This is a genomic window from Nonomuraea antri, assembly GCF_013283785.1.
GTDB lineage: Bacteria > Actinomycetota > Actinomycetes > Streptosporangiales > Streptosporangiaceae > Nonomuraea > Nonomuraea antri.
Map to the genome: position 1 here is coordinate 1 of NZ_JABCPZ010000214.1, position 19,326 is coordinate 19,326.

Annotated in this window: 20 protein-coding genes; 11 read left to right on the forward strand and 9 right to left on the reverse strand. The window is 70.9% G+C overall.

Translation table 11 applies throughout. The features are described 5' to 3' along the window. Positions 1–62: 62 nt before the first annotated feature. Together HII36_RS43370 and HII36_RS43375 are read right to left on the reverse strand one after the other, a co-directional pair. Positions 63–1,196 carry a UDP-N-acetylglucosamine--N-acetylmuramyl-(pentapeptide) pyrophosphoryl-undecaprenol N-acetylglucosamine transferase gene (locus tag HII36_RS43370; protein WP_173529185.1) on the reverse strand — a complete coding sequence of 378 codons (1,134 nt, stop codon included), beginning with the start codon at positions 1,194–1,196 and terminating at the stop codon, positions 63–65. Between the two features lie 4 nt (positions 1,197–1,200). After that, positions 1,201–2,016: a formylglycine-generating enzyme family protein gene (locus tag HII36_RS43375; RefSeq protein ID WP_173529203.1), complete on the reverse strand. Its 816-nt coding sequence runs from the start codon at positions 2,014–2,016 to the stop codon at positions 1,201–1,203. Between the two features lie 189 nt (positions 2,017–2,205). On the opposite strand from HII36_RS43375, the gene HII36_RS43380 reads away from it, so the two are divergent. From HII36_RS43380 to HII36_RS43390, 3 genes are all read left to right on the forward strand, one after another. Then, positions 2,206–3,477 (forward strand): cytochrome P450, encoded by a 1,272-nt coding sequence (locus HII36_RS43380; protein ID WP_173529186.1) that lies wholly within the window; start codon positions 2,206–2,208, stop codon positions 3,475–3,477. A 9-nt stretch (positions 3,478–3,486) separates the two neighbouring features. Then, positions 3,487–4,440: a Ppx/GppA phosphatase family protein gene (locus tag HII36_RS43385; protein ID WP_173529187.1), complete on the forward strand. Its 954-nt coding sequence runs from the start codon at positions 3,487–3,489 to the stop codon at positions 4,438–4,440. Between the two features lie 64 nt (positions 4,441–4,504). Continuing rightward, a complete protein-coding gene (locus HII36_RS43390) occupies positions 4,505–5,047 on the forward strand; it encodes a hypothetical protein (RefSeq protein WP_173529188.1) in 543 nt (180 codons plus the stop codon). Positions 5,048–5,122: 75 nt separating this feature from the next. On the opposite strand, the gene HII36_RS43395 is transcribed toward HII36_RS43390, so the two are convergent. Both HII36_RS43395 and HII36_RS43400 read right to left on the reverse strand, forming a co-directional pair. Then, positions 5,123–5,554, reverse strand: a complete 432-nt coding sequence (locus tag HII36_RS43395; protein WP_173529189.1) for an ATP-binding protein — start codon at positions 5,552–5,554, stop codon at positions 5,123–5,125. A 90-nt stretch (positions 5,555–5,644) separates the two neighbouring features. Continuing rightward, on the reverse strand, positions 5,645–6,190 hold the full coding sequence (locus tag HII36_RS43400; protein WP_173529190.1) for a TetR/AcrR family transcriptional regulator: 546 nt from the start codon (positions 6,188–6,190) through the stop codon (positions 5,645–5,647). 101 nt (positions 6,191–6,291) lie between these two features. Here HII36_RS43400 and HII36_RS43405 point away from each other — a divergent pair, with 101 nt between their 5' ends. Both HII36_RS43405 and HII36_RS58950 read left to right on the forward strand, forming a co-directional pair. Further along, positions 6,292–7,875 carry an MDR family MFS transporter gene (locus HII36_RS43405; protein WP_328808156.1) on the forward strand — a complete coding sequence of 528 codons (1,584 nt, stop codon included), beginning with the start codon at positions 6,292–6,294 and terminating at the stop codon, positions 7,873–7,875. Positions 7,876–7,943: 68 nt separating this feature from the next. After that, positions 7,944–8,873 carry a GNAT family N-acetyltransferase gene (locus HII36_RS58950; RefSeq protein ID WP_173529191.1) on the forward strand — a complete coding sequence of 310 codons (930 nt, stop codon included), beginning with the start codon at positions 7,944–7,946 and terminating at the stop codon, positions 8,871–8,873. Between the two features lie 241 nt (positions 8,874–9,114). Here HII36_RS58950 and HII36_RS43415 read toward each other — a convergent pair whose 3' ends face one another. Continuing rightward, entirely contained in the window at positions 9,115–9,252 is a 138-nt protein-coding gene (locus HII36_RS43415) for a hypothetical protein (protein WP_173529192.1), read from the reverse strand. A gap of 174 nt (positions 9,253–9,426) precedes the next feature. On the opposite strand from HII36_RS43415, the gene HII36_RS43420 reads away from it, so the two are divergent. From HII36_RS43420 to HII36_RS43430, 3 genes are all read left to right on the forward strand, one after another. After that, positions 9,427–10,011 carry a dihydrofolate reductase family protein gene (locus tag HII36_RS43420; protein WP_173529193.1) on the forward strand — a complete coding sequence of 195 codons (585 nt, stop codon included), beginning with the start codon at positions 9,427–9,429 and terminating at the stop codon, positions 10,009–10,011. Positions 10,012–10,171: 160 nt separating this feature from the next. Beyond that, on the forward strand, positions 10,172–10,711 hold the full coding sequence (locus HII36_RS43425) for a hypothetical protein (protein WP_173529194.1): 540 nt from the start codon (positions 10,172–10,174) through the stop codon (positions 10,709–10,711). Between the two features lie 351 nt (positions 10,712–11,062). After that, complete coding sequence (locus tag HII36_RS43430; protein WP_173529195.1) at positions 11,063–11,647, forward strand: fascin domain-containing protein; 585 nt, start codon at positions 11,063–11,065, stop codon at positions 11,645–11,647. Positions 11,648–11,863: 216 nt separating this feature from the next. Here the strand turns inward: HII36_RS43430 and HII36_RS43435 are convergent, their stop codons facing one another. Beyond that, positions 11,864–12,844, reverse strand: coding sequence for an ArsR family transcriptional regulator (locus tag HII36_RS43435; RefSeq protein ID WP_173529196.1), 981 nt, complete (start codon positions 12,842–12,844; stop codon positions 11,864–11,866). Positions 12,845–12,903: 59 nt separating this feature from the next. Between HII36_RS43435 and HII36_RS43440 the strand changes: the two genes are divergently transcribed. The 3 genes from HII36_RS43440 (at position 12,904) to HII36_RS43450 (ending at position 15,725) form a co-directional block, all read left to right on the forward strand. After that, positions 12,904–14,079 carry an MFS transporter gene (locus HII36_RS43440; RefSeq protein WP_173529197.1) on the forward strand — a complete coding sequence of 392 codons (1,176 nt, stop codon included), beginning with the start codon at positions 12,904–12,906 and terminating at the stop codon, positions 14,077–14,079. 87 nt (positions 14,080–14,166) lie between these two features. Continuing rightward, positions 14,167–14,652: a SigE family RNA polymerase sigma factor gene (locus HII36_RS43445; RefSeq protein WP_328808157.1), complete on the forward strand. Its 486-nt coding sequence runs from the start codon at positions 14,167–14,169 to the stop codon at positions 14,650–14,652. After that, positions 14,649–15,725, forward strand: coding sequence for a hypothetical protein (locus HII36_RS43450; protein ID WP_173529199.1), 1,077 nt, complete (start codon positions 14,649–14,651; stop codon positions 15,723–15,725). Before HII36_RS43445 ends, HII36_RS43450 begins: the two co-directional genes overlap by 4 nt. A gap of 14 nt (positions 15,726–15,739) precedes the next feature. On the opposite strand, the gene HII36_RS43455 is transcribed toward HII36_RS43450, so the two are convergent. From HII36_RS43455 to HII36_RS43465, 3 genes are all read right to left on the reverse strand, one after another. Beyond that, the gene (locus HII36_RS43455; protein WP_173529200.1) at positions 15,740–16,561 is read right to left on the reverse strand and encodes a hypothetical protein; all 822 of its coding nucleotides are present in this window, start codon (positions 16,559–16,561) and stop codon (positions 15,740–15,742) included. A gap of 239 nt (positions 16,562–16,800) precedes the next feature. Next, the gene (locus tag HII36_RS43460; protein ID WP_173529201.1) at positions 16,801–18,297 is read right to left on the reverse strand and encodes an FG-GAP and VCBS repeat-containing protein; all 1,497 of its coding nucleotides are present in this window, start codon (positions 18,295–18,297) and stop codon (positions 16,801–16,803) included. 79 nt (positions 18,298–18,376) lie between these two features. Beyond that, positions 18,377–19,326: hypothetical protein (locus HII36_RS43465; RefSeq protein WP_173529202.1), on the reverse strand; the 950-nt coding region annotated here is incomplete at its 5' end.

Below are 19,326 nucleotides of genomic sequence, written 5' to 3' on the forward strand. Positions count from 1 at the left end.
CCCCCGAGGAGCCGTCCAAGGAGCCGTTCGACCGCCCCGGATCCTGATCGCGGCCGACGCGGTCAGATCCGGCCGGAGGCCGCCTCCAGCAGCACGTCGCACAGCGCGTCGGCGGCGTCGACGCGGCCCAGCTTGCGCGCCGCCTCGCCCATCGACGCCCGCAGCCCGGGATCGGCCAGCAACGGCATCAGCTCGGCCAGCAACAGCTGCGCCGTCGGGTTCGGTTCGAGCAGCGCCCTGGCCGCCCCCGCCGAGGCGAGATAGCCGGCGTTCTTGCGCTGCTCGTCACCGCCCGCCGGGATGAGCGGGATCAGCACCGACGGCTTGCCGATCGCGGTCAGCTCCGACACCGTGCCGGCCCCGCTGCGCGAGATCACCACGTCGGCCGCCGCGAACAGGTCGGGCAGCTCGGCGCCCACGTACGGCACCGGGTGGTAGCGCTCGGCCAGGTCGGGCGGCAGCGGCACGGCCCGCATCTGCTCGATCCAGGCCGGCCCGCACTGGTGCACCACCTGCGCGTGCGGCAGCAGCCCGGGCAGGATCTCCGAGATCAGCGTGTTGATCTGCTTGCTGCCCTGCGCGCCGCCCGTCACGTAGATCAACGGCACCTCGAACGTCAGCCCGAACAGGTCGTAGGCCGCCGCCCGGTTGCCCTGCAGCAACTCGGGCCTGACCGGGTTGCCCGTCACCACGGCCCGGCCCCGCGCCTTGGCCGGCAGATACTCCAGCGACGACTCGTGCGACAGCGCGATCCTGGTGGCCAGCCTGGCCAGGATCCGGTTCGCCAGCCCCACCACGGTCGTCTGCTCGTGCATGACCAGCGGCCGGCGGATCAGCTTGGCCGCCACCCCGATCGGCACCGCCACGTAACCCCCGGTCGACAGCACCACGTCGGGCAGGTAGCGCGCCGCGTGCCCCACCGCCTGGAACACCCCGATCGGGATGCGGAACACGTCGGCGATGTTGGTGCCCAGCTCGCGCAGGTTGGGCCGGCGGCGCAGTTTCCCGGTGGTGATCGTCTTGAACGGGATGCCGTGCTCGGCCGTGATCCTGGCCTCGAGGCCGTTGGCGGTGCCCACCCAGAGCACGTCGTGCGGCACCTGACGTCGCTGGACGGCCGTCAGGGTCGTCAGGGCCGGATAGGTGTGACCACCGGTGCCGCCGCCGGTGATCAACAGTCGCAGGGTTCGTGACATGCGATCAGAGTATGGCCGCACAGCGGAAACCGGTGTGCCCGGTCGCGGAGTCGGGCGTGTTCGAGGTGCGGGCGGCGACGCGGTAGCGGTTGCAGTGGGAGTCGTGGCACAGGTAGGAGCCGCCGCGGATCACTTTGGCGGTGCCGTGGGCGGGGCCGGTGGGGTTGTCGGCGTACGGTTGCCAGGTGGTGTCCCACCAGTCGGCGGTCCATTCCCAGACGTTGCCGGCGACGTTGTAGAGGCCGTAGCCGTTGGGCTGGAACGATTTGACGGGCATGGTGCCTTCGCTGGGGGCGGTGGGGAAGCGGCCCTGCCAGATGTTGCAGCGTTGGCGGCCGTTGGGGGCGAGTTGGTCGCCCCAGGGGTATCGGGCTTGTTCGAGGCCGCCGCGGGCGGCCATCTCCCATTCGGCTTCGGTGGGCAGGCGTTTGCCGGCCCAGGTGGCGTAGGTGTGGGCGTCGTTCCAGGAGACGTGGACGACGGGGTGGTTCTGCCGGTGGCCGATGGTGGAGCCGGGGCCTTCGGGGGTGCGCCAGGTGGCGCCTTGGACGCCGGCCCACCAGGGTGCCTGGGGGACGCTCGCGTCCATGACGGGGCCGGTGGCGAAGGGGTGGAAGACGAACGACCAGCCGAGGTGTTCGGCTTCGGTCCGGTAGCCGGTGTCCTTGACGAAGGTGGCGAACTGGGCGTTGGTCACGCAGGCGGGGTCGATCAGGAAGGGGTCGAGCCGTACCTGGCGGACGGGGCCTTCGCCGTCCTGGGGGTGGCCGTCGGGGTCGGCGCCGCCCATCAGGAAGGTGCCGCCGGGCACGCGGACCATGCCTTTGGGCGGTTCACGCCGCACCGGCACGGCCTCGACGATCACCGGTGGAGTCTCGACGGTCACCGGCAGGGCCTCGACGGTCACCGGAGCTGCCGGTGTCGTGGTGGTGTCCCGGCTCGGACCACAGCACGCGCTCACACATCCCCCTCAACGTGTCATGACACCATGGAAGGGTAGTCCCTCCACATGCCCACGATCACGCGGCTGCCTCGGGCCACGGCCGCGCAGACGCTGGCCCTGGCCGCCACCCTGGCGCTGCCGACCGTGGCGCAGGGCGTCATCGTCCGCCGGCCGTTCATGACCCGGCTGGCCGCACGGGCCGGGGCGGAAGCGCGGGCGATCAGGCTGCTCGACCGGCTGCGCGCCGCGCACGGCGGCGATCCGCTGCTCGTGCGGGTCCCGTCGCGGGGCTGGGTGGTGCTGCCGCTCGACTCCAGGGACGTCCGGCGGGTGCTCGAAGACCCCGCGTTCACCCCGGCGAACAAGGAGAAACGCGGCGCGCTCGCGCACTTCGAGCCGGACGCCGTGCTGATCACCGGCGACCCCGGGCTGCGCGGCAAGCGGCGCGTCTTCAACGAGCGGGTGCTCGGCTCCGACGTCGCACCCTACCGGCGGGTGGTGGCCGAGGAGGTCGCCACGCTGCCCAGGCGCGGCACGCTCACCTGGCGGGCCTTCCACACGGTGCACCGGCGGATCGTCCGGCGCATCGTGCTCGGCGACGGCGCGCGGGACGACGTGACGCTCACCGGGCAACTCGACCGGCTGCGCCGCGACGCCAACTGGTCCTACCTGCGCGGCCGGCGCACCGACGTGCGCAACGCCTTCCAGCGCCGGCTCGAAGGCCACCTGCGGCGCGCCGAGCCCGGCAGCCTCGCCGCCGTGCTCGCGGCCACCCCGTCCGAGGCCGACGTGCACGCCGAAGGACAGGTGCCGCACTGGCTGTTCGCCTTCGACGCGGCCGGCATCGCCGCCTACCGGGCGCTCGCCCTGCTGGCCGCCCGCCCCTACTCACTCGACCCGGCCGCACTCGACCCGGCGTATCTGCGCGCGGCCGTGCTGGAGTCGGTGCGGCTCTGGCCCACCACGCTCGTCGTCCTGCGCGACACCACCGGCCCGACCTGCTGGGACGTCCCCGCGGGCAGCATGGTGCTCATCTACAGCCCGTACGTGAACCGGGCAGAACCCGGCGACTCCTTCCGCCCGGAACTGTGGCTCGACGGCGCCCGCCACCGCGGCGAATGGGCCGGAGTGCCGTTCAGCGGCGGCTTCGCCGGCTGCCCCGGCCGCGGCCTGGTGGTGTCGACCGCGGCCATGCTGCTGGAGTCGTTCCTGCGCGAGCGCCGGGTGCGGGCCTCGGTCCGGCTGTCGGGCACACAGTCGGGTTCGCTGCCCGGCCCGCTGCCCGCCTCGCTCGACCACTTCGGCCTCCGCTTCGCCGTCAAAGCCGCAGACCGGTAGCGTTTTGCCATGCGACTCGGCGTGCTGGACATCGGCTCGAACACCGTACATTTACTCGTCGTCGACGCCCACCGGGGCGCGCGGCCGATGCCCGCGTACTCCCACAAGGAGGAGCTGCGCCTCTCCGAGCACCTCGACGACGGCAACCGGCTGGCCGCCAAGGGCGTCGAGCGGCTGTCCGACTTCGTGGCCAAGGCCCGGCACATCGCCGACGACAAGGGCGTTGAAGACTTCCTCGCCTTCGCCACCTCCGCGGTGCGCGAGTCCGCCAACGGCGAGGAGGTGCTCGCCGAGATCGAAGAGCGCTGCGGCGTGCACATCGACGTGCTGTCCGGGCGCGACGAGGCCAGGCTCACGTTCCTGGCCGTGCGCCGCTGGTTCGGCTGGTCGTCCGGGCGGCTGCTGGCCTTCGACATAGGGGGCGGCTCGCTGGAGATCGCCGCCGGGGTGGACGAGGAGCCCGACGTGGCCGTCTCGCTGCCGCTCGGCGCCGGGCGGCTGACCCGCGACTGGTTCACCGCCGACCCGCCGTCCGCCGACGAGGTGCGCAAACTGCGCAAGCACGTACGCGCCGAGATCGCCCGCACGGTCGGCGACATCGCCAAGTACGGCGAGCCCGACCGGGCGGTGGCCACGTCCAAGACGTTCAAGCAGCTGGCCAGGATCGCCGGGGCGGCGCCGTCCAGCGACGGGCCCTACGTGTCGCGGTCGCTGTCGCGCCAGGACATGGCCGACTGGGCGGTCAAACTGACCACCATGGGCTCGGCCGAGCGCGCCGAGCTGTCCGGCGTCTCGGAGGGGCGGGCCATGCAGCTCGCGGCCGGGGCGGTGGTGGCCGACGCGGCGATGGACCTGTTCGAGGTCGACCGGCTGGAGGTGTGCCCGTGGGCGCTGCGCGAGGGCGTGATACTGCGCCGGCTCGACGTGCTGCCCGGACGGCACGACCACTCCAACGGGATGTGACGGTAAGGGCGATCTATCCCCGCGAATCGGGATAGATGGTCAATGGGTGGGCACTTCTCGGCGAATGGTGGCAGTCCTCGGCGCGATCGGCTCCCTGCTGATCGTCTTCGTCCTGATCTCCCTGGCCCTCGTCCTCATCTCGGTGGTCGTGCTGATCGCCCTGGCCCTGATGGCCCGCTCCACGGCCGAATGGCGTACGCTGCGCGCCCGGCTCGCGCGGATGAGACAGGCGGCCCGGCATGGCCCGGGCGCCGCCGATCCCGAAGCCGTGCAGGGCACCGCCGATCCCGAGGACGTTCCGAGCGCCGCCGATCCCGAGCCCGTGCGGGGTGTCGCCGATCCCGAGGCGGCTCCGGGCGTCGCGGACGTGTCCGCCGACGAGAGCGGTGACGCGGGGCGGGGGAGTGGTGACGGCGAGACGGCCGTCGCCGGGCGGTCGGTCGTCGCGCGGCGGCTGGCCGCCGCGCTGCCGCCGGCACGCCGCCTCTGGCGGGCGCTGCAGCGGCTGCCCGAGAGCCGTCACGGGGGTCCGGCGGCGCCGCCGCCGGCCGCGCGCGGGCGCAACCCCGGCCGGCGCTCCGACTCGCCTCTATGGCGTCCCAGATGAGATGGAGTGACCTGCCGGGGCCGGACGGCGGCCCCGGCGTCGCTGTCGACTCGAAGGGGTTCGAGGCCGGGGCGGTCAGGTGTGCATCAGGTCGGATCCGGCCGTTCCCGGCACGAACCGCAACCGTTTCTCAAAACACACCACCGCGCCGTTCTCGTTCTTGTTGGTGAAGCGGATGTCGTCGGCGAGCGCACGCATGATCTGAAGCCCACGGCCGTGCTCGGCGCTGGGATTCGGGTCGTCGACCTTCTTCGGGTCGAAACCACCTCCGGTGTCGACGACCCTGATGACGCACACGCCATCGTGGACCCCGGCGCTGACCGTGTACTCGTCGCTGGGATCGGCGTGTTTGATCACGTTGGAACATGCCTCGGTCAGCATGAGCTCGATGTCGTCGCGTACCTGCGACTCGACGCCGAGCGACCGCAGCGTGCCGTCCAGCATCTGTCTGATCAGCGGGACGCTCGCCGCATCCCTGGGCAGTCGGAGCGCTATCGTGGCCTCCACTGCGCCTCCTCCCGTCTGGATGCGTTCGAGGCACCTGCCCGGAAATCGGTGTCCCAATCGTCCCTATCCGGCGGGGGCGTCCGGAAGTGCTCAGAAGTCGAGCAGCCGGAGCGCGACCTCGCGGGAGGCCTTGGCGATGTCGTCCTCGGACAGGGTGGGGTCCTGGGCCAGCCACTTGCCGCCGTGCAGGGCGAACAGCGCCAGCGAGTTGCCGATGCGCTGGGCGGGGGTGGCGTCGGGGCCGCTCATCTCGCCGGTTAGCTCCATCATCAGCTCACGGATCCTGATGAACTTCGGGTGGTCGCGCAGCGCGGTCTGGTTGCGTTCGAGGAAGCGGGCGATGCCCAGGTAGTTGGGCTTCCTGAGGCACTCGGCGTAACGCTCGACCAGCTCGACGCGCATGTCGTGGCTCTTGGGCTGGGCCTTGGCCCAGGCCAGCAGTTCCTCGATCTCGGCCAGGCGCAGCTCGGCGATGCCGGCCACGATGTCGTCCTTGGTCTTGAAGTGGTAGTAAAGGGCGGCTTTGGTGACTCCGAGCTCCTCCGCGATCTCTCGCAGGGAGGTCGCCTCGTAACCCTGCTCGGTGAAGAGCTTGAGGGCGATCTCCTGAATCCGGGTTCGGGTGTCTTCCCGCACAATGCCACCTATTTCGACTTGACGGTCGGCAAGTAAGTATCTAGCTTATTCTACGCTTGCCGGTCGGCAAGTAAGCAAGATCTCTTCCTGGGGGTGGGCGTGTGGCGGAAGTAGCAGTGGGACGCCGCCGTGAAGTCATGGTGGTCCTGCCGGGGCTGATGCTGACCATGGTGCTGGCGATGCTGGACAACATGATCATCGGCACCGCCCTGCCGCGCATCGTGGAGGATCTCGGCGGCCTGGCCCATCTGTCGTGGGTCGTCACGGCCTACGTCCTGGGCACCACGGTCTCCACCCCGATCTGGGGCAAGATCGGCGACCTCTACGGCCGCAAGAGCATCTTCATGGTGTCCATCGTGATCTTCCTGATCGGCTCCGCGCTGTGCGGCATGGCCGGCTCGTCCATCCTCGGCGCCGAGCCCGGCGAGGGCATGGCCCAGCTGATCGCCTTCCGCGCGATCCAGGGCCTGGGCGCGGGCGGCCTGATGGTGAACGTCATGGCCATCATCGGCGACCTCGTCCCGCCCCGCGAGCGCGGGCAGTACCAGGGCATCATGGCCGGCGTCATGTCGCTGGCGATGATCGCCGGGCCGCTCGTCGGCGGCTTCATCACCGACCACCTCGACTGGCGCTGGGCGTTCTACGTGAACCTGCCGCTCGGCGCCGTCGCGCTGGCGATGATCGCGGTCAAGCTGCACCTGCCCAAGCTGAACAACAAGGTGCGGATCGACTGGCTCGGCGCCGTGCTGCTGTCGGTGAGCATCGTCGCGATGGTGCTCATCACCGCCTGGGGCGGCAGCGAGTACGCGTGGGGCTCGCCGCAGATCCTCGGCCTGGCCGCGCTCGCCGTGGTCACGCTCGGCGTGTTCATCGTCGTCGAGCGCAGGGTCGCCGAGCCGATCATGCCGCTGCAGCTGTTCCGCAACCGCAACTTCACCCTGATCTCGGCCATCGGCTTCCTGCTCGGCTTCGCCATGTTCGGCGCGATCAACTTCCTGCCGCTGTTCCAGCAGACCGTCCAGGGCGCCTCGGCCACGAACTCCGGCCTGCTCCTGCTGCCCATGATGGGCGCGGCGATGGTCGTGTCCCTGTTCGTCGGCAAGGCCATCACCAGCACCGGCAAGTACAAGATCTACCCGGTGATCGGCGGCGTCGGCATGGTGCTGGGCGCGTGGCTGCTGTCCACCATGGGGGTCGGCACGCCGGCCTGGGTGACCGGGGTCTACATCGCCGTACTCGGCCTCGGCATGGGCTTCCTCATGCAGACCACCATGCTCATCGCGCAGAACAGCGTCGAGCAGAAGGACCTCGGCGTGGCCAGCAGCACGTCCACGTTCTTCAGGTCCATCGGCGGCTCGTTCGGCGTCTCGCTGTTCGGCGCGATCTTCAACAACCACTTCCTGTCGGAGCTGACCAAGCACTTCGGCCCGCAGGCCGCCGAGCAGATGGCCAAGGGCGGCACCGGGGGACTGAACGCCGCCGCGCTGGCCGGGATGAAGGAGCCGGCCCGCAGCGGGATGCTGGAGTCGCTGGCGACGTCGATCTCCGGGGTGTTCTGGTGGTCCATCGTGTTCGCGGTCGCGGTGCCGGTGCTGGCGGCGTTCGTCAAGGAGATCCCGCTGCGCGGCGGCGCCCCGGTGGCGCCCCAGGAAGAGGAGACGACGCCCACCTCGATCAAGGGCTGACCCCTGATCGTCCGCCTCCGCGAAAATAGGAGGCGGACGATCAGGGATTATGTGCACAATGTCCCCTCGTGAATACCAACAGCCGACCCACCGCTGACGACGCGGCCCTCATCCATGAGCTCGTCGCCGCATACGACACCGCCATCATCGGTGCCCCCGACATGACCCTCGACGACGTGGCCGACCAGCTCGTCGAGCCCGGCTTCGACCTCGACCAGGACGGCTGGCTGACCTACGACGCCGACGGCCGGCTCATCGCCTGGTCCTGGGCCTGCCGCAACGGCGACAGCGACCTCGTCGACGTCGAAGTGATCGTCCGGCCCGGTGTCGAAGGGCTGGAGAGCGAGCTGTGGCGTACGGTGCTGCAGCGCGCCCGCGAACTCGGCGCCGAGGCCGGGCACGAGAACGTCACCGTCGACATCGGCATCTACCGCGCCGACCAGGCCAAGCAGGACTTCGCCAAGGCGCAGGGCTTCGCGCCGGGCACCAGCTTCCACCGGATGCGCGTCGACCACGACGGCCAGGTCGAGCCGCCCGCGCCGCTGACCGGGCTCACCCTGCACACCGGCGACACCGACGAGGTCCGCCGCGAGGCGCACCGGGTGCACCAGGAGGGGTTCGCCGACCACTTCGGGTTCGTCCCGGCCGACTACGACCACTGGTACGAGCGCAGGCAGGCGCAGAGCACCCACGACTGGAACCAGACCGTCGTGGCCAGGATCGACGGCCGGCCCGCCGCCGTGCTGATCGCCAACAACCAGTTCGTCCCCGACGAGAACTGCGGCTACGTGGCCACGCTCGCCACCCTGCCGGAGTTCCGCGGCCGGGGGCTCGGCCGCTTCCTGCTGCGTCACGCGTTCGTGTCCGACGCGGCACGCGGGCGCAAGGGCACGATCCTGCACGTCGACTTCAACAACACGACGCCGGCGCTGGGTCTGTACGAGTCGGCGGGGATGCGTCAGGTGATGGCGTTCGACGTCTGGCGCCGCAAGCTGTAACCGTCTGACGGCGCAAGCCCTTCGCGGGCTCGTGGCATGACATGGCGCCCGGGACGCTCTTTTCGAAGGTCAGAGGATGGCAGGGGCTGGTGGGTTCACTCACCGGTGGGGGCCCCGCCCTCGACCGGCGCGCGAAGGGGCGGTTCCGCGATCACCTCAGGCAGGAGGCTGTCTGCCGGTCCACCGACGTGACGAGCACACCGCCGGCCGCGTACACGTTGCCGGCCAGCCGGCAGAAACCTCAAGCCGGCACGACATGCTCCCCCGGCTCCAGCACCGTCCGGGGAGCCGCCGCACCGGGGTCGGCGCCCAGCCTGTCCGGCTCCTCCAGCAGCCGCGTGCAGCGGTCGATCATCTCGGACGTGACCGGCTCACGCACGCGCTCCCTCTCGTGGCGACCGGCCACGACAAGTATCGGCGCGCCGTTCGGGGGATTTCCGGCAGGGACGGTCGGGCACCAGAGGTGCAACGGCGATGAGTTTCGCCGTCGTACCCGGTCTGTATCTGCACACCGATCCCGACCAGCCGCACGCGTGCACCTGAGGAGAGCAGCATGAGCGCCACCTACACCTTTGACATCTTCAGCAGCCTCGACGGCTACGGCTCCTACAACAGCAGCGGCGACTGGGGCGGCTACTGGGGCAAGCAGGGCCCCGAACTCCTCGCCCACCGCCTCGCCCTGTACGGCGAGGAGCAGCGCATGGTCTTCGGCGCCACCACCTTCCGGCAATTCGTGCAGATGCTGGCCGAGAGCACCGAGGAGTCCGACGTGCGTGACCCCTGGGTGACCCGGATGAGGAACCTGCCGGCGACGGTGGTGTCGTCCACGCTGGAAGGACCCCTCGACTGGCCGGACGCGACCATCGCGAGCGATGACGCCATCGACGTGGTCGCCAGGCTCAAGAAGGAATCCCCGGTACCGCTGCGCTCGCACGGCAGCCTGTCGATGAACCGGGCGCTGATGGCCGCCGGGCTGGTGGACCGCGTCCAGGTGACGATCTTCCCGGTGATCACCGGCAGGACCGGAACCGACCCGATCTTCCAGGGCGCGGCCGACTTCGACCTCGACCTGATCGAGACGCGGACGCTCGACGGCCGCACCCAAGAGCTCATCTACCGGCCCACCCTGCACACCTGACCGTCCGGTACGCGGACCGGGAATCGAGTCGGCCGGTGCGCGCGACCCGGGCATCGAACCGGTCGGCGCGCGGAGCGGGCACCGCAGAGCCGGTGCGCGGACCGTCGCCGCGGAGAGGCCGGCCCGTCGGGTGGGGCTCGCGTCTGCCATAGTCGGGCAAATGCGTCACCACTCCCGTTCCTGGATCAAGCAGCGGCTTCGCCTGCTGGCGTCGCTCGAACTGTTCAACATCCCGCTTCAGGCGGCGATCTGGTTCGGCATGATCGGGCTGCCGGTGAGCGTGGCGAACGCCCTGGGATTCGCGCTGTTCGCACTCCTCCTGGTGGAAGGCGCGGGTTACTGGTTCGCCAAGCTCCGCCACCTGGGCGCACGCGGCGGCCCCCTGCCCGGAGCCGGAGCCTTCGCGGTCGCCCGCGGGGCCAACGTGGCGGTCCTGACCATCGGGTTGCTGTTCCTCGCCTGGACGGTGGCGACAGATCCCGGATCGGGTAGCGTGCCGGGTCTGCTGTTCGGGTTGTTCGCGGTGCTGGAGCATGTGAACTACTTCCACGTCCAGCTCATGTACGACACCGTCGAGGACCTGCGCTACCTGCGTTCACGCGGGTTGCGCCGCGCACATCTGGCCCGCGACCTCGCCGTCCACGCGAGATCACGGCAGGTCGAGGTCCGTGGAGGCGGCGGGCTGCAGCGTCAGCACTGATTCCGAGGCCTGGCCACCCCGGGACGGCGGCCCCTCCGGTTCGGCGCTGCGAGAACCGTGAACCGCCGTCGTCGGTATGCCTGCGGCAGTCCGAGGCGGGATCGGCCGCCCGATGCGGCAGCTCAAAGGTGTGCGGGCCTGTTTCGCGTGCACCCCGGCCGACCGCTCGCCATTCCCATCAGGCTGCTCATTTCCAGTGATGGCGTGTCTTGTCGTGCATCTGACGCATTCGGTCCTATTCGGCGGGGTGAGCTTGCTTGATCATCGGCTTGTATCTGGCGGACTTCGCCACCGATCTCCGAAAGCGGAGCATTTCGGGAACCCCCCAGAAGCAACAGGAGGAATTGGCCGATGCGCAAAGCACTCGTTGCCCTCACCGCCGGGCTGACGCTGTTAGCGGGTATGTTGTCCGCGGGCCCGGCATTCGCGGACGAGACGCCGATCACGTCCAAGGAAGAGCTTCAGGCGAAGGCACAGCCGGGGAGCAGATCGCCGGACAACGCGAGCAGCGTCGAGGCGGCGGCGGGGATCTCCTGCCACGACGTGAATCTGAAGTCCCGGGCGACCGGGAAGTGGGTCTCGGTTCGCCTCAACAACAACAACCGCCTGCACGCGACCGGGGCTTCGCCGGGCTCGTGGGAGAAGCTCAGGTGGTGCTACGACGACGCCGGCAATGAGTCCTTCTGGTCCTATGCGGCGAACCGCTTCGTCTCCAACCGGCTGAACAACGGCAACCTCATGCAGGCGTACTCGTCCGGCTTCAACGGCTGGGAGGAGTTCTACACGTACGCGCTGGGCAACGGGTACTGGTGCGTCTACTCCTGGGCGTCCAGAACGTACGCGTCCACCAGGGACAACGAGGGTGACGTGCTGCGGGCCAACCGGTCCGAATGCAACGGCTGGGAGCAGTACCAGATCCACTTCCCTCCTTCGTAGCCTCGGCGGCACGGAAGCGAGGGGTCCTGGCCGCACCTGAGCGCGGCCAGGACCTCATCTCGCGGGTAGGAGGCGACGGATGAAGAAGGAAATGTCATTCATTTCGAAAAGGGGGAGTTCACGGCCAGGGAGGAAGTAAGGGCCCTCCCGTCTGGAGCGCGGCGCGCGTGATCCCGGCCGAGCCGCCAGAAGCAGCCTGAAGAAACTCAACGGACGTCAGTCAGCCGGCTGCCGCTGCGCCCGGATGAGCACCGTGGCCGCGTCCGTCTGGTAGTACAGCACCGAACGCCCGGCCCGCCGCCGCTCCGCCAGCCCCGCGTCGAGCAGGATCTTGAGGTGGCGGCCGACGGAACCGAGCGGCTGCCCGGTCAGCGCGACGAGCTGGGTCGTGCTCTTCGGCGTGTCCAGCAACATCAGCACCGTGGCCCGCCCGGCGCCGAGCAGCCGGCCGAGCGAGCGGGGCGCGGGGGTTCGGTCCGTCTCGGCCAGGGCGCCCGAACACGGGTAGATCACCGCGTATCGGTGCGGCTCCTCGGCCGTCACCCACCCCTTGTACGGGGTGACGGGCACGAACATCAGATCCGTCCCCGAGATCCGCATCGGCGGATAGTCGAAGGTGTTGATCTGCAACCGGCTCTCGCCCAGCCAGCGCATCCCGGGCCGCAGCTCGCCCAGGGCCGCCGCCCAGCCGCCCTGGGTGAGCCGGCGAGTGCGTGACACCACGTCCGATTCGAGGATCGTCCTGCGGCGCGGCCAGGTGGGCAGCACCGTCTCCCGCCACACCCACTCCAGTACGGCGGCCAGGCGGTCCGGCAGGTCCGAGCGCTCCAGCGGGGCGGGCAGCGGGCCGCGCAGCGACACCCGCAGGTCGGCCCGGGCGGCCTCGGCGGAGGTACGTCTGATGGCGGCGACCTCCTGCTCGAAGGTGACCCCGTCCGCGCCGGACGGCGTGGGGGTCAGGAAGTCGGCGTGCCAGTTGTGCCTGCCGATGGCGGCCGGGACGAGCAGCGCGGCGATCTCGTCACCCGCCAGCAGCCGCCGGTAACCGGGCAGATGGGCGTCCAGCCACGCCTGCTCGCCCGGATGGGCCCCCGCCCCCTTGTCGAGCAGCATCAGCGCGGCGATCGTCTCGGCCAGCGGGGAGATGACGAAGCGGCCGCTCGCGAGCGTGTCCGCGTTGATCTGCCACCAGCCCATCGTTTCGCCCCCTTGCGAAACATTACTACCGGTACGACCCGGACTCCCAGACTCCGATCATGCGTACGTACCGCGAACTCCTGCGCACCCCGGAGTTCACCCCGTTCTTTTCCACCGTCTCGCTGCAGGTGGCCGCCACCACCGTGAGCGGGCTCGCGCTGAGCACCCAGGTCTACGCGGCCACGGGGTCGCCGTTGTTGTCGGCGCTCAGCATGTTCGGCCCGTCGCTGGCCCAGGTGGTCGGGGCGGCGACGCTGATGTCGGCGGCCGATCGGCTGCCGCCGCGCGCGGCCATGGCGGCCGCGGCCCTGGTCGTCTGCGCCGGCACCGCGGCCCTGGCCATCCCGGGGCTGTCCCTGGCGGCGGTCTTCGCGATCATCGCCGGGCTCGGCCTGGTCGGATCGGTGAGCGGGGGAGTGCGCTACGGGCTGCTCAACGAGATCCTGCCCGCCGAGGGTCACCTGCTCGGCCGGTCTCTGATCAACATGTCGGTCGGGGTGATGCAGATCTGCGGGTTCGCGGCGGGCGGGCTGCTGGTGTCCGTACTGTCGCCCGGGGGCACGCTGCTGGTGGCCGCCGTCTTGAACCTGGCCGCCGCCGGGGTGGCCGTCTTCGGGCTCGCCGAGCGCGCGCCGCGGGCCTCAGGGCGGCCGTCCGTGGCCGCGACGTGGCGCGCGAACGTGCGCCTGCTGTCGTCGCCGCCACACCTGCGCCTGTATCTGGCGCTGTGGGTGCCGAACGGGCTGATCGTCGGCTGCGAGTCGTTGTTCGTGCCGCTCGCGCCCGCGCATGCGGGTACGTACTTCGCCCTGGCCGCGGCCGGCATGCTGGCCGGAGACGTCCTGGTCGGCAGGTTCGTGCCCGCGCCGTGGCGGGACCGGCTGGCTCACCCGTTGCTGCTCCTGCTGGCCGTGCCGTACCTGATCTTCGTCCTGGAGCCGCCGACGCCGGTGGCGCTGGCCGCCGTGACGGTCTCGGCCGTCGGCTACGCGTCCAGCCTGGTGCTGCAGCAGCGGCTGGTCGAGCTGACTCCGGCCGAGCTGAGCGGGCACGCGCTGGGGCTGCACTCCTCGGGCATGCTGGCCCTGCAGGGCGTCGCCGCCGCTCTGGCCGGCACGCTCGCCCAGCTCACCTCGCCGCAGGTCGCGATGGGCGTCATGGCGGCGGCGTCCGTGCTGGTCACGCTGGCGCTGGTGGGCAAGGCCCAGGAGCCGGTGCGCACGGGCGGGCTCTAAAGGTGCTCGATCCGGAGACGGACGAACGTGTCCCTCGTGACGTGGACGCGAGGACCGGGAAAGTTTTTGCAACGAGGGCGACGGCCCGTGCGTCCCTGGGATGTGGAGTTCGAGGAGTTCGTCCGGGCCAGGAGCCATGCGCTGCTGCGCTACGGCCTGGTACTGACCGGCAGCGCCGACGACGCGGCCGACCTGGTCCAGGAGGCGCTGCTCAAGCTGAGCTCCGCGTGGCGGCGGGTCCGCAACAGGGACGACCCCGAGGGATACGTCCGCACGATCATGGCCAGGCAGCATGTGAGCTGGTGGCGCAGGCGGCGGCTGGAACACCTCACGGCCGAGGTGCCCACCCCGGTCCACGAGGACGAACACGAGCTCGGCGAGATCTGGCAGCGCCTGCGGGCCTTGCCGGCCAGACAGCGCGCGGTGCTGGTCATGCGCTACTACGAGGATCTCGCCGACGCGGAGATCGCGGCGAGGCTCGGCATCTCGCAGGCGACCGTCCGCAGCCAGGCGTCGCGGGCGCTGGCCACACTCCGCGTCCGCGCGGACGCACTCACGGGGAGATGGGGATGACGACCGAGGAGAAACTGGCTCAGGCGTTGCGCACCATCGCCGATCGGGCCGAGAACCAGGACGTGCTGCCCGGCGTGCTGGCCGAGCGGCGACGCCGCAGGCGCGGGAAGGCGAAGGGGACGCTCGCGGCGGTCTGCGCGGCGGCACTCGGGTGGGGCGCGGTGGTCGTCTGGCCAGCGGTGGTCGTCCGGCCCGCGCCGCAAGCCGTCGTGGACACCGCCGGGCCGAGTCCGACGCCGCCGGAGGGGAACGCGGTCGAGCGGGTCTGGCCGCATGCGGTGTTCACCATGCCCGCACGGTTCAGGCCGCTGGCGGCGATCAGCGCCACCGAGGTGCTGGCCTGGGACGAGCGGGGAACGCTCGAGGTCTACGACGCCACCACCGAGGATTCGCGAACCGTCGCCGCACTCGCGCGGGCGCCGCGCCGGCTGGCCGTCGACCGGGAGCGGGTGGTCTGGCTGGCCGACGGGCAGGCCTGGGTCGCTCCCCTGCGGGCCGGTGGGCGGGCGCGGAAGGTCGGGCCGGTCCCGGGTGAGAACGTCGACCGTGTGGCCCTCGCCGGCCAGGACGTCGTCTGGTCGGCGCCGCTGGACGGGGTCTGGCGGATGAGGATCGACGGCGGAGTCCCAGAACGGGTGCCCGGGTCCAGGGGCCTGCAACTGGTGGAGTGGCCGTGGGCGACGGACGAGCCTCTGGACGTCCGCACGAATCCGACCAAGCTCGTCAACCTGCGGACGGGAAGCCAGGTCGAGATTCGTCCCGCGTCAGGCGTCGAGGGCCTGCGTTGCGGGCCGACCTGGTGCGCCGGGACGCGCGAAGGCGAGACCGTCGTCCAGCGCAGCGACGGCAGCCGGAGCCTCGGCTACCGAGGGCTGCGCGACTACCCGTATCGGGATCGGTTCTTCATCGGCTCAGGCGTCATCTTCGACGCCCGCACGCGGGTGAGCGTGACCTTCGCGGGCGCCCGGCTGCCGTCGGGCGTCCGTCGATGGTCCTCGGGCGCCGGTGTCGTCTCCTGGACTCAGGACGGTGGCGTCCGCGTGGTGAACCTGGCCGCGCTCGCGCGGTCGTAGGGCCCTTCGCTCCCTCACTCCTTCAGTACGCCGACCGATTCGGCGGAGAGCGTGACCACGACGGTGATACGTGGATTGTCCGGCTGCGGGAGCTGAAGCCGGCGCTTGAACTCCTCGGCGTCGGCCGACATCACCTTCGGCTGAACGGTGACCTTGACCTGGCCGGTCTCGTCGTCCGCGTGCGTCGTCATCGTGTTCACCTCGGGACGGGAGCCGAGCCGGGAGACGACCGCGTCCTGCGCCTGCTGGAGCTCCGCGGCGGAGAATCCCTTGCCGCCGATCAGGGTGACCTCCAGGGGGAGCGTCCTGGCCAGCTCGATCGCGCGAGCCGGGACGGCGCCCTTGAAGCCGATGCGCAGCCCCCGCTGGTCGTCGACGTAGCTGACGCCGGAGATCTCGTCCGGGAACTCGGCACGCAGCCGGTCGATCACCCGGCTGTTGGACGACTGAGAGCCGAAACGGTCGAGGGCCTCCTCGTAGGAGATGCCCTCCGACCTGGCGACGGCCGCGAGGTCGACCAGCTCGGCGTACGGAATGCCGTCGATCATCACGTTCGGCTCGGTCACCGCGGGGTCGTAGCCCTCGAAGTCCGTCGGCCTGGGCGGCGCGGTGGCGGCCATCCGGGCCGCGTACCGCTTGATGACCTCCTCCAGCGGCCGGCCCGTCGCCGCCGCCTCCCGTTTGAGCCGCTCCAGGGTGGGACGGTGCGCTTTGGGCTGATCGGCGCGCGGCAACAGGATCGTCTCGGTCCCGGCCGCGGTGGGCATCGGAGCAGCGGCGGGCCGGCCGCAGGCGCATAACACTCCGAGCGCCGCGAGCACCGCGATGACGGTCATACGCGATCTCTTCATACCGATGGGACGTACCGCCGGGTTGGAGGGTTCAGCCAGAGCGGCGGCGGTACGACGACCCCTGCCGTCCTTCCCGCACGGGCCCGGGCCATCGGGACGGGCGGCAACCGTACACCGGTGAATGTACGGGTGCCGCCCGACCGCATGACCCGGGCCCGACCTGCGCTCCCGGCCTCCGCCCTGGCCGCGCGGGGAGCCGGGCGGAGGCGCGAGAGCCGGCCGGGTCAGCGCAGCAGGACGGTGCCGAAACGGGCGTCGGGCTCGCTGACGCCGATGGGCTGCGCGTGGACGACCTGGGCGGCGCCGGTGCCGACGCCCGTGCCTATACCCGTGGCCGAACCGGGCAGGAGGGCGATCATGCCGCGGCCGCCCTGCTTGCCCGGGGCGCCGATCATCAGTTCGGCCTTGCCGTCGCGGGTGACGTCCAGGAGGGAGACGGCCAGGCCGAAGGCGTCGTTCGTGGCCGACTGCTCGCCGATGGGGTCGGCGGTGGCCGGGGTGCCGGGGGAGGTGACGCCGTCCTGGCTGATGAGACGTGCGCCGGAGAGGTCCCAGCCCGTGACCGTGCCGGGGACCAGCGCGACCGTGCCTGCCTTGGCCTGGCCGGAGACGGTGGCGTTCGGGTCGCCGATGGCCAGTTCGGCCTGGCCGTCGCCGTCGACGTCACCCAGGGCCAGGCTGATCGGGCTGCCCGCCATCGCGCGCAGCCAGGGCACGTCGGTGGCCACCTTGTACGGATACAGCCCGAAACCGTAGGTCGTGCTGCCCCAGCCGTGGATGGTGCCCTCGCTGGGGGTGACCATCACCAGGTCCTCGTGGCCGTCGGAGTTGAAGTCGCCGAGCACCACCTTGGAGTCCGGACGGGTGCAGACCTGGCCCTGCTTGGGGGTGGTGCAGGCGGCCTCCGAGCCCATCACGTAGTGGTCGGGGCCGGTGCGCAGGTTGAAGGTCTGCCACAGGTACGTCCGCGTGTCGGCGCTGTACTTGTCATGACCGACGAACACCCCGCGCAGCCTGCCGAAGGGCCCGGTGCCGATGGCCGCCGAGGTCGGGGTGCGGTACTCGCCGGAACCGATGCCCTTGAACTCCATCGGCCCGTCGTTGTACCAGCCGCCGAAGTAGCTGCGGTTGTAGATGCCCGTCCAGAAGGCGACGATGTCGGGCCTGGGGTCGTCGTCGGTCTGGCCGACGGCGAGTGCGGTGCGGTAGCCGAGGCGGGCGGTGCGCCGGCTGGTGCTGACCCCGGCCGGGGTCCAGGTGTGCACCTGCGCGTCGGAGGCGCCGGCCGACACCAGGTCGGTGCGGCCGTCGCGGTCGACGTCGGCCGCGGTCAGGCCGGAACCCCACTCGCTGCAGGTGGGGTATCCGCTGGAGCAGCCGGGCTGGGGACGGATGAGGGCCGGGCCACCTGCCAGGCCGTTCGGTCCGCCGTACAGGACGGCGATCAGGCCGGTCTGGGCGGGGACCGCCGGGTTGGGGTAGCGCGGGCTGGCGACGGCCAGGTCGTTGTAGCCGTCGCCGTTGACGTCGGTGTCGCGTACCGCCGCCGGGGCGGCCTGCGCGGCTCCCGCGGCTTCCGCGGCTCCCGCGGCTTCCGCGGCTCCCGTGGCTTCCGTGGCTTCCGCGGCGATGGCGGTGTTCGGAGGGACGGTGATGATGACGGTGACGCTCGCGGTCAGGGCGAGTGCGCCGGCCGCGAGCCTGCGCGTGGTGCTGTTCATGTCCGGTCTCTCGTGAAAGGCGTGGATCCGTGGCCCCTGCGCCTGAGGCAGGGGCCACGGAGTGGGAGCCGTTGCCGGGTCAGGTGCAGTGCACCTGGTAGAGGCCCTGCTTGGTCGGCTTGTTGTGGTTCAGGACCTCGACGGCGACGGTCCCGCCGGTTCGTGCCTGGGCTCTCCAGTTGTGCTGGTGAGGGGAGAACCCGCCCTCCCCGACGATGCGGGTCTGCGTCTCGCCGGGCTTGCCGTCGATCACCCACCGGTAGGAGATCTCGGTTCCCGGAGCCGCGTAGAAGCTCGTCCACACGGACTGCTGCGGCAGCCTGGTGCAGTCGCCGTGGTGTGCCGAGGTCTTGAGCCTGCCGATGCGGACCGTGCCCGGGTTGGGGTCCTTGGGTTCGCAGGTCCAGCTGTAGGTCTGCTGCGCGACCGGCTTGTTGTGGTTGAGCACCTCGATCCGGGCCGTGCTGCTGCCGCTGCCGCTCTGCCGGGGCTGGTTCCAGAAGTCGCTGAGGGTGTTCGTGACGCCGGGCTTGAGCGTCCTGGTGAGGATCGGGCCCCTGTGGTCGTCGGCGATCAGGCGGTACTTGACCTCGGCCGGGCGGTCGGTCATGAACAGCGCGCCCATGTTCATGGCGAAGGTGTTGTCGCAGTCGCCCCCGTAATGGGTGATCTGGATGTGGCTGAGGGTCAAGATGGCGTCGTTGGGGCCGTCGTCGCAGGTGAAGGTGTAGGAGCGCGTGTCGGGCTGGGCCGGGCCGCCCTGCACCATGAGGCCGACCGCGTGCGCGCCCGCCGCGTTCCCGTCCAGGCTCCAGCGGCTGTTCATGAGGTAGGCGCGGGGCTGGGTGGCGGCGGGGAAGGGGATGTCGAGCTTGGGTCCGGCGACGCCGTCGATGATCCACCAGGCGGTGACCGTCTGGGCGGCTCCCGCGGGCAGGGTGATGCTGCCGACGGCGTGGTACGGGACCGGCTCGATGCATGAGCCGGCGTAGTCGCCGGGGCTGACCTGGACGATCTGCCGTCCCGGCG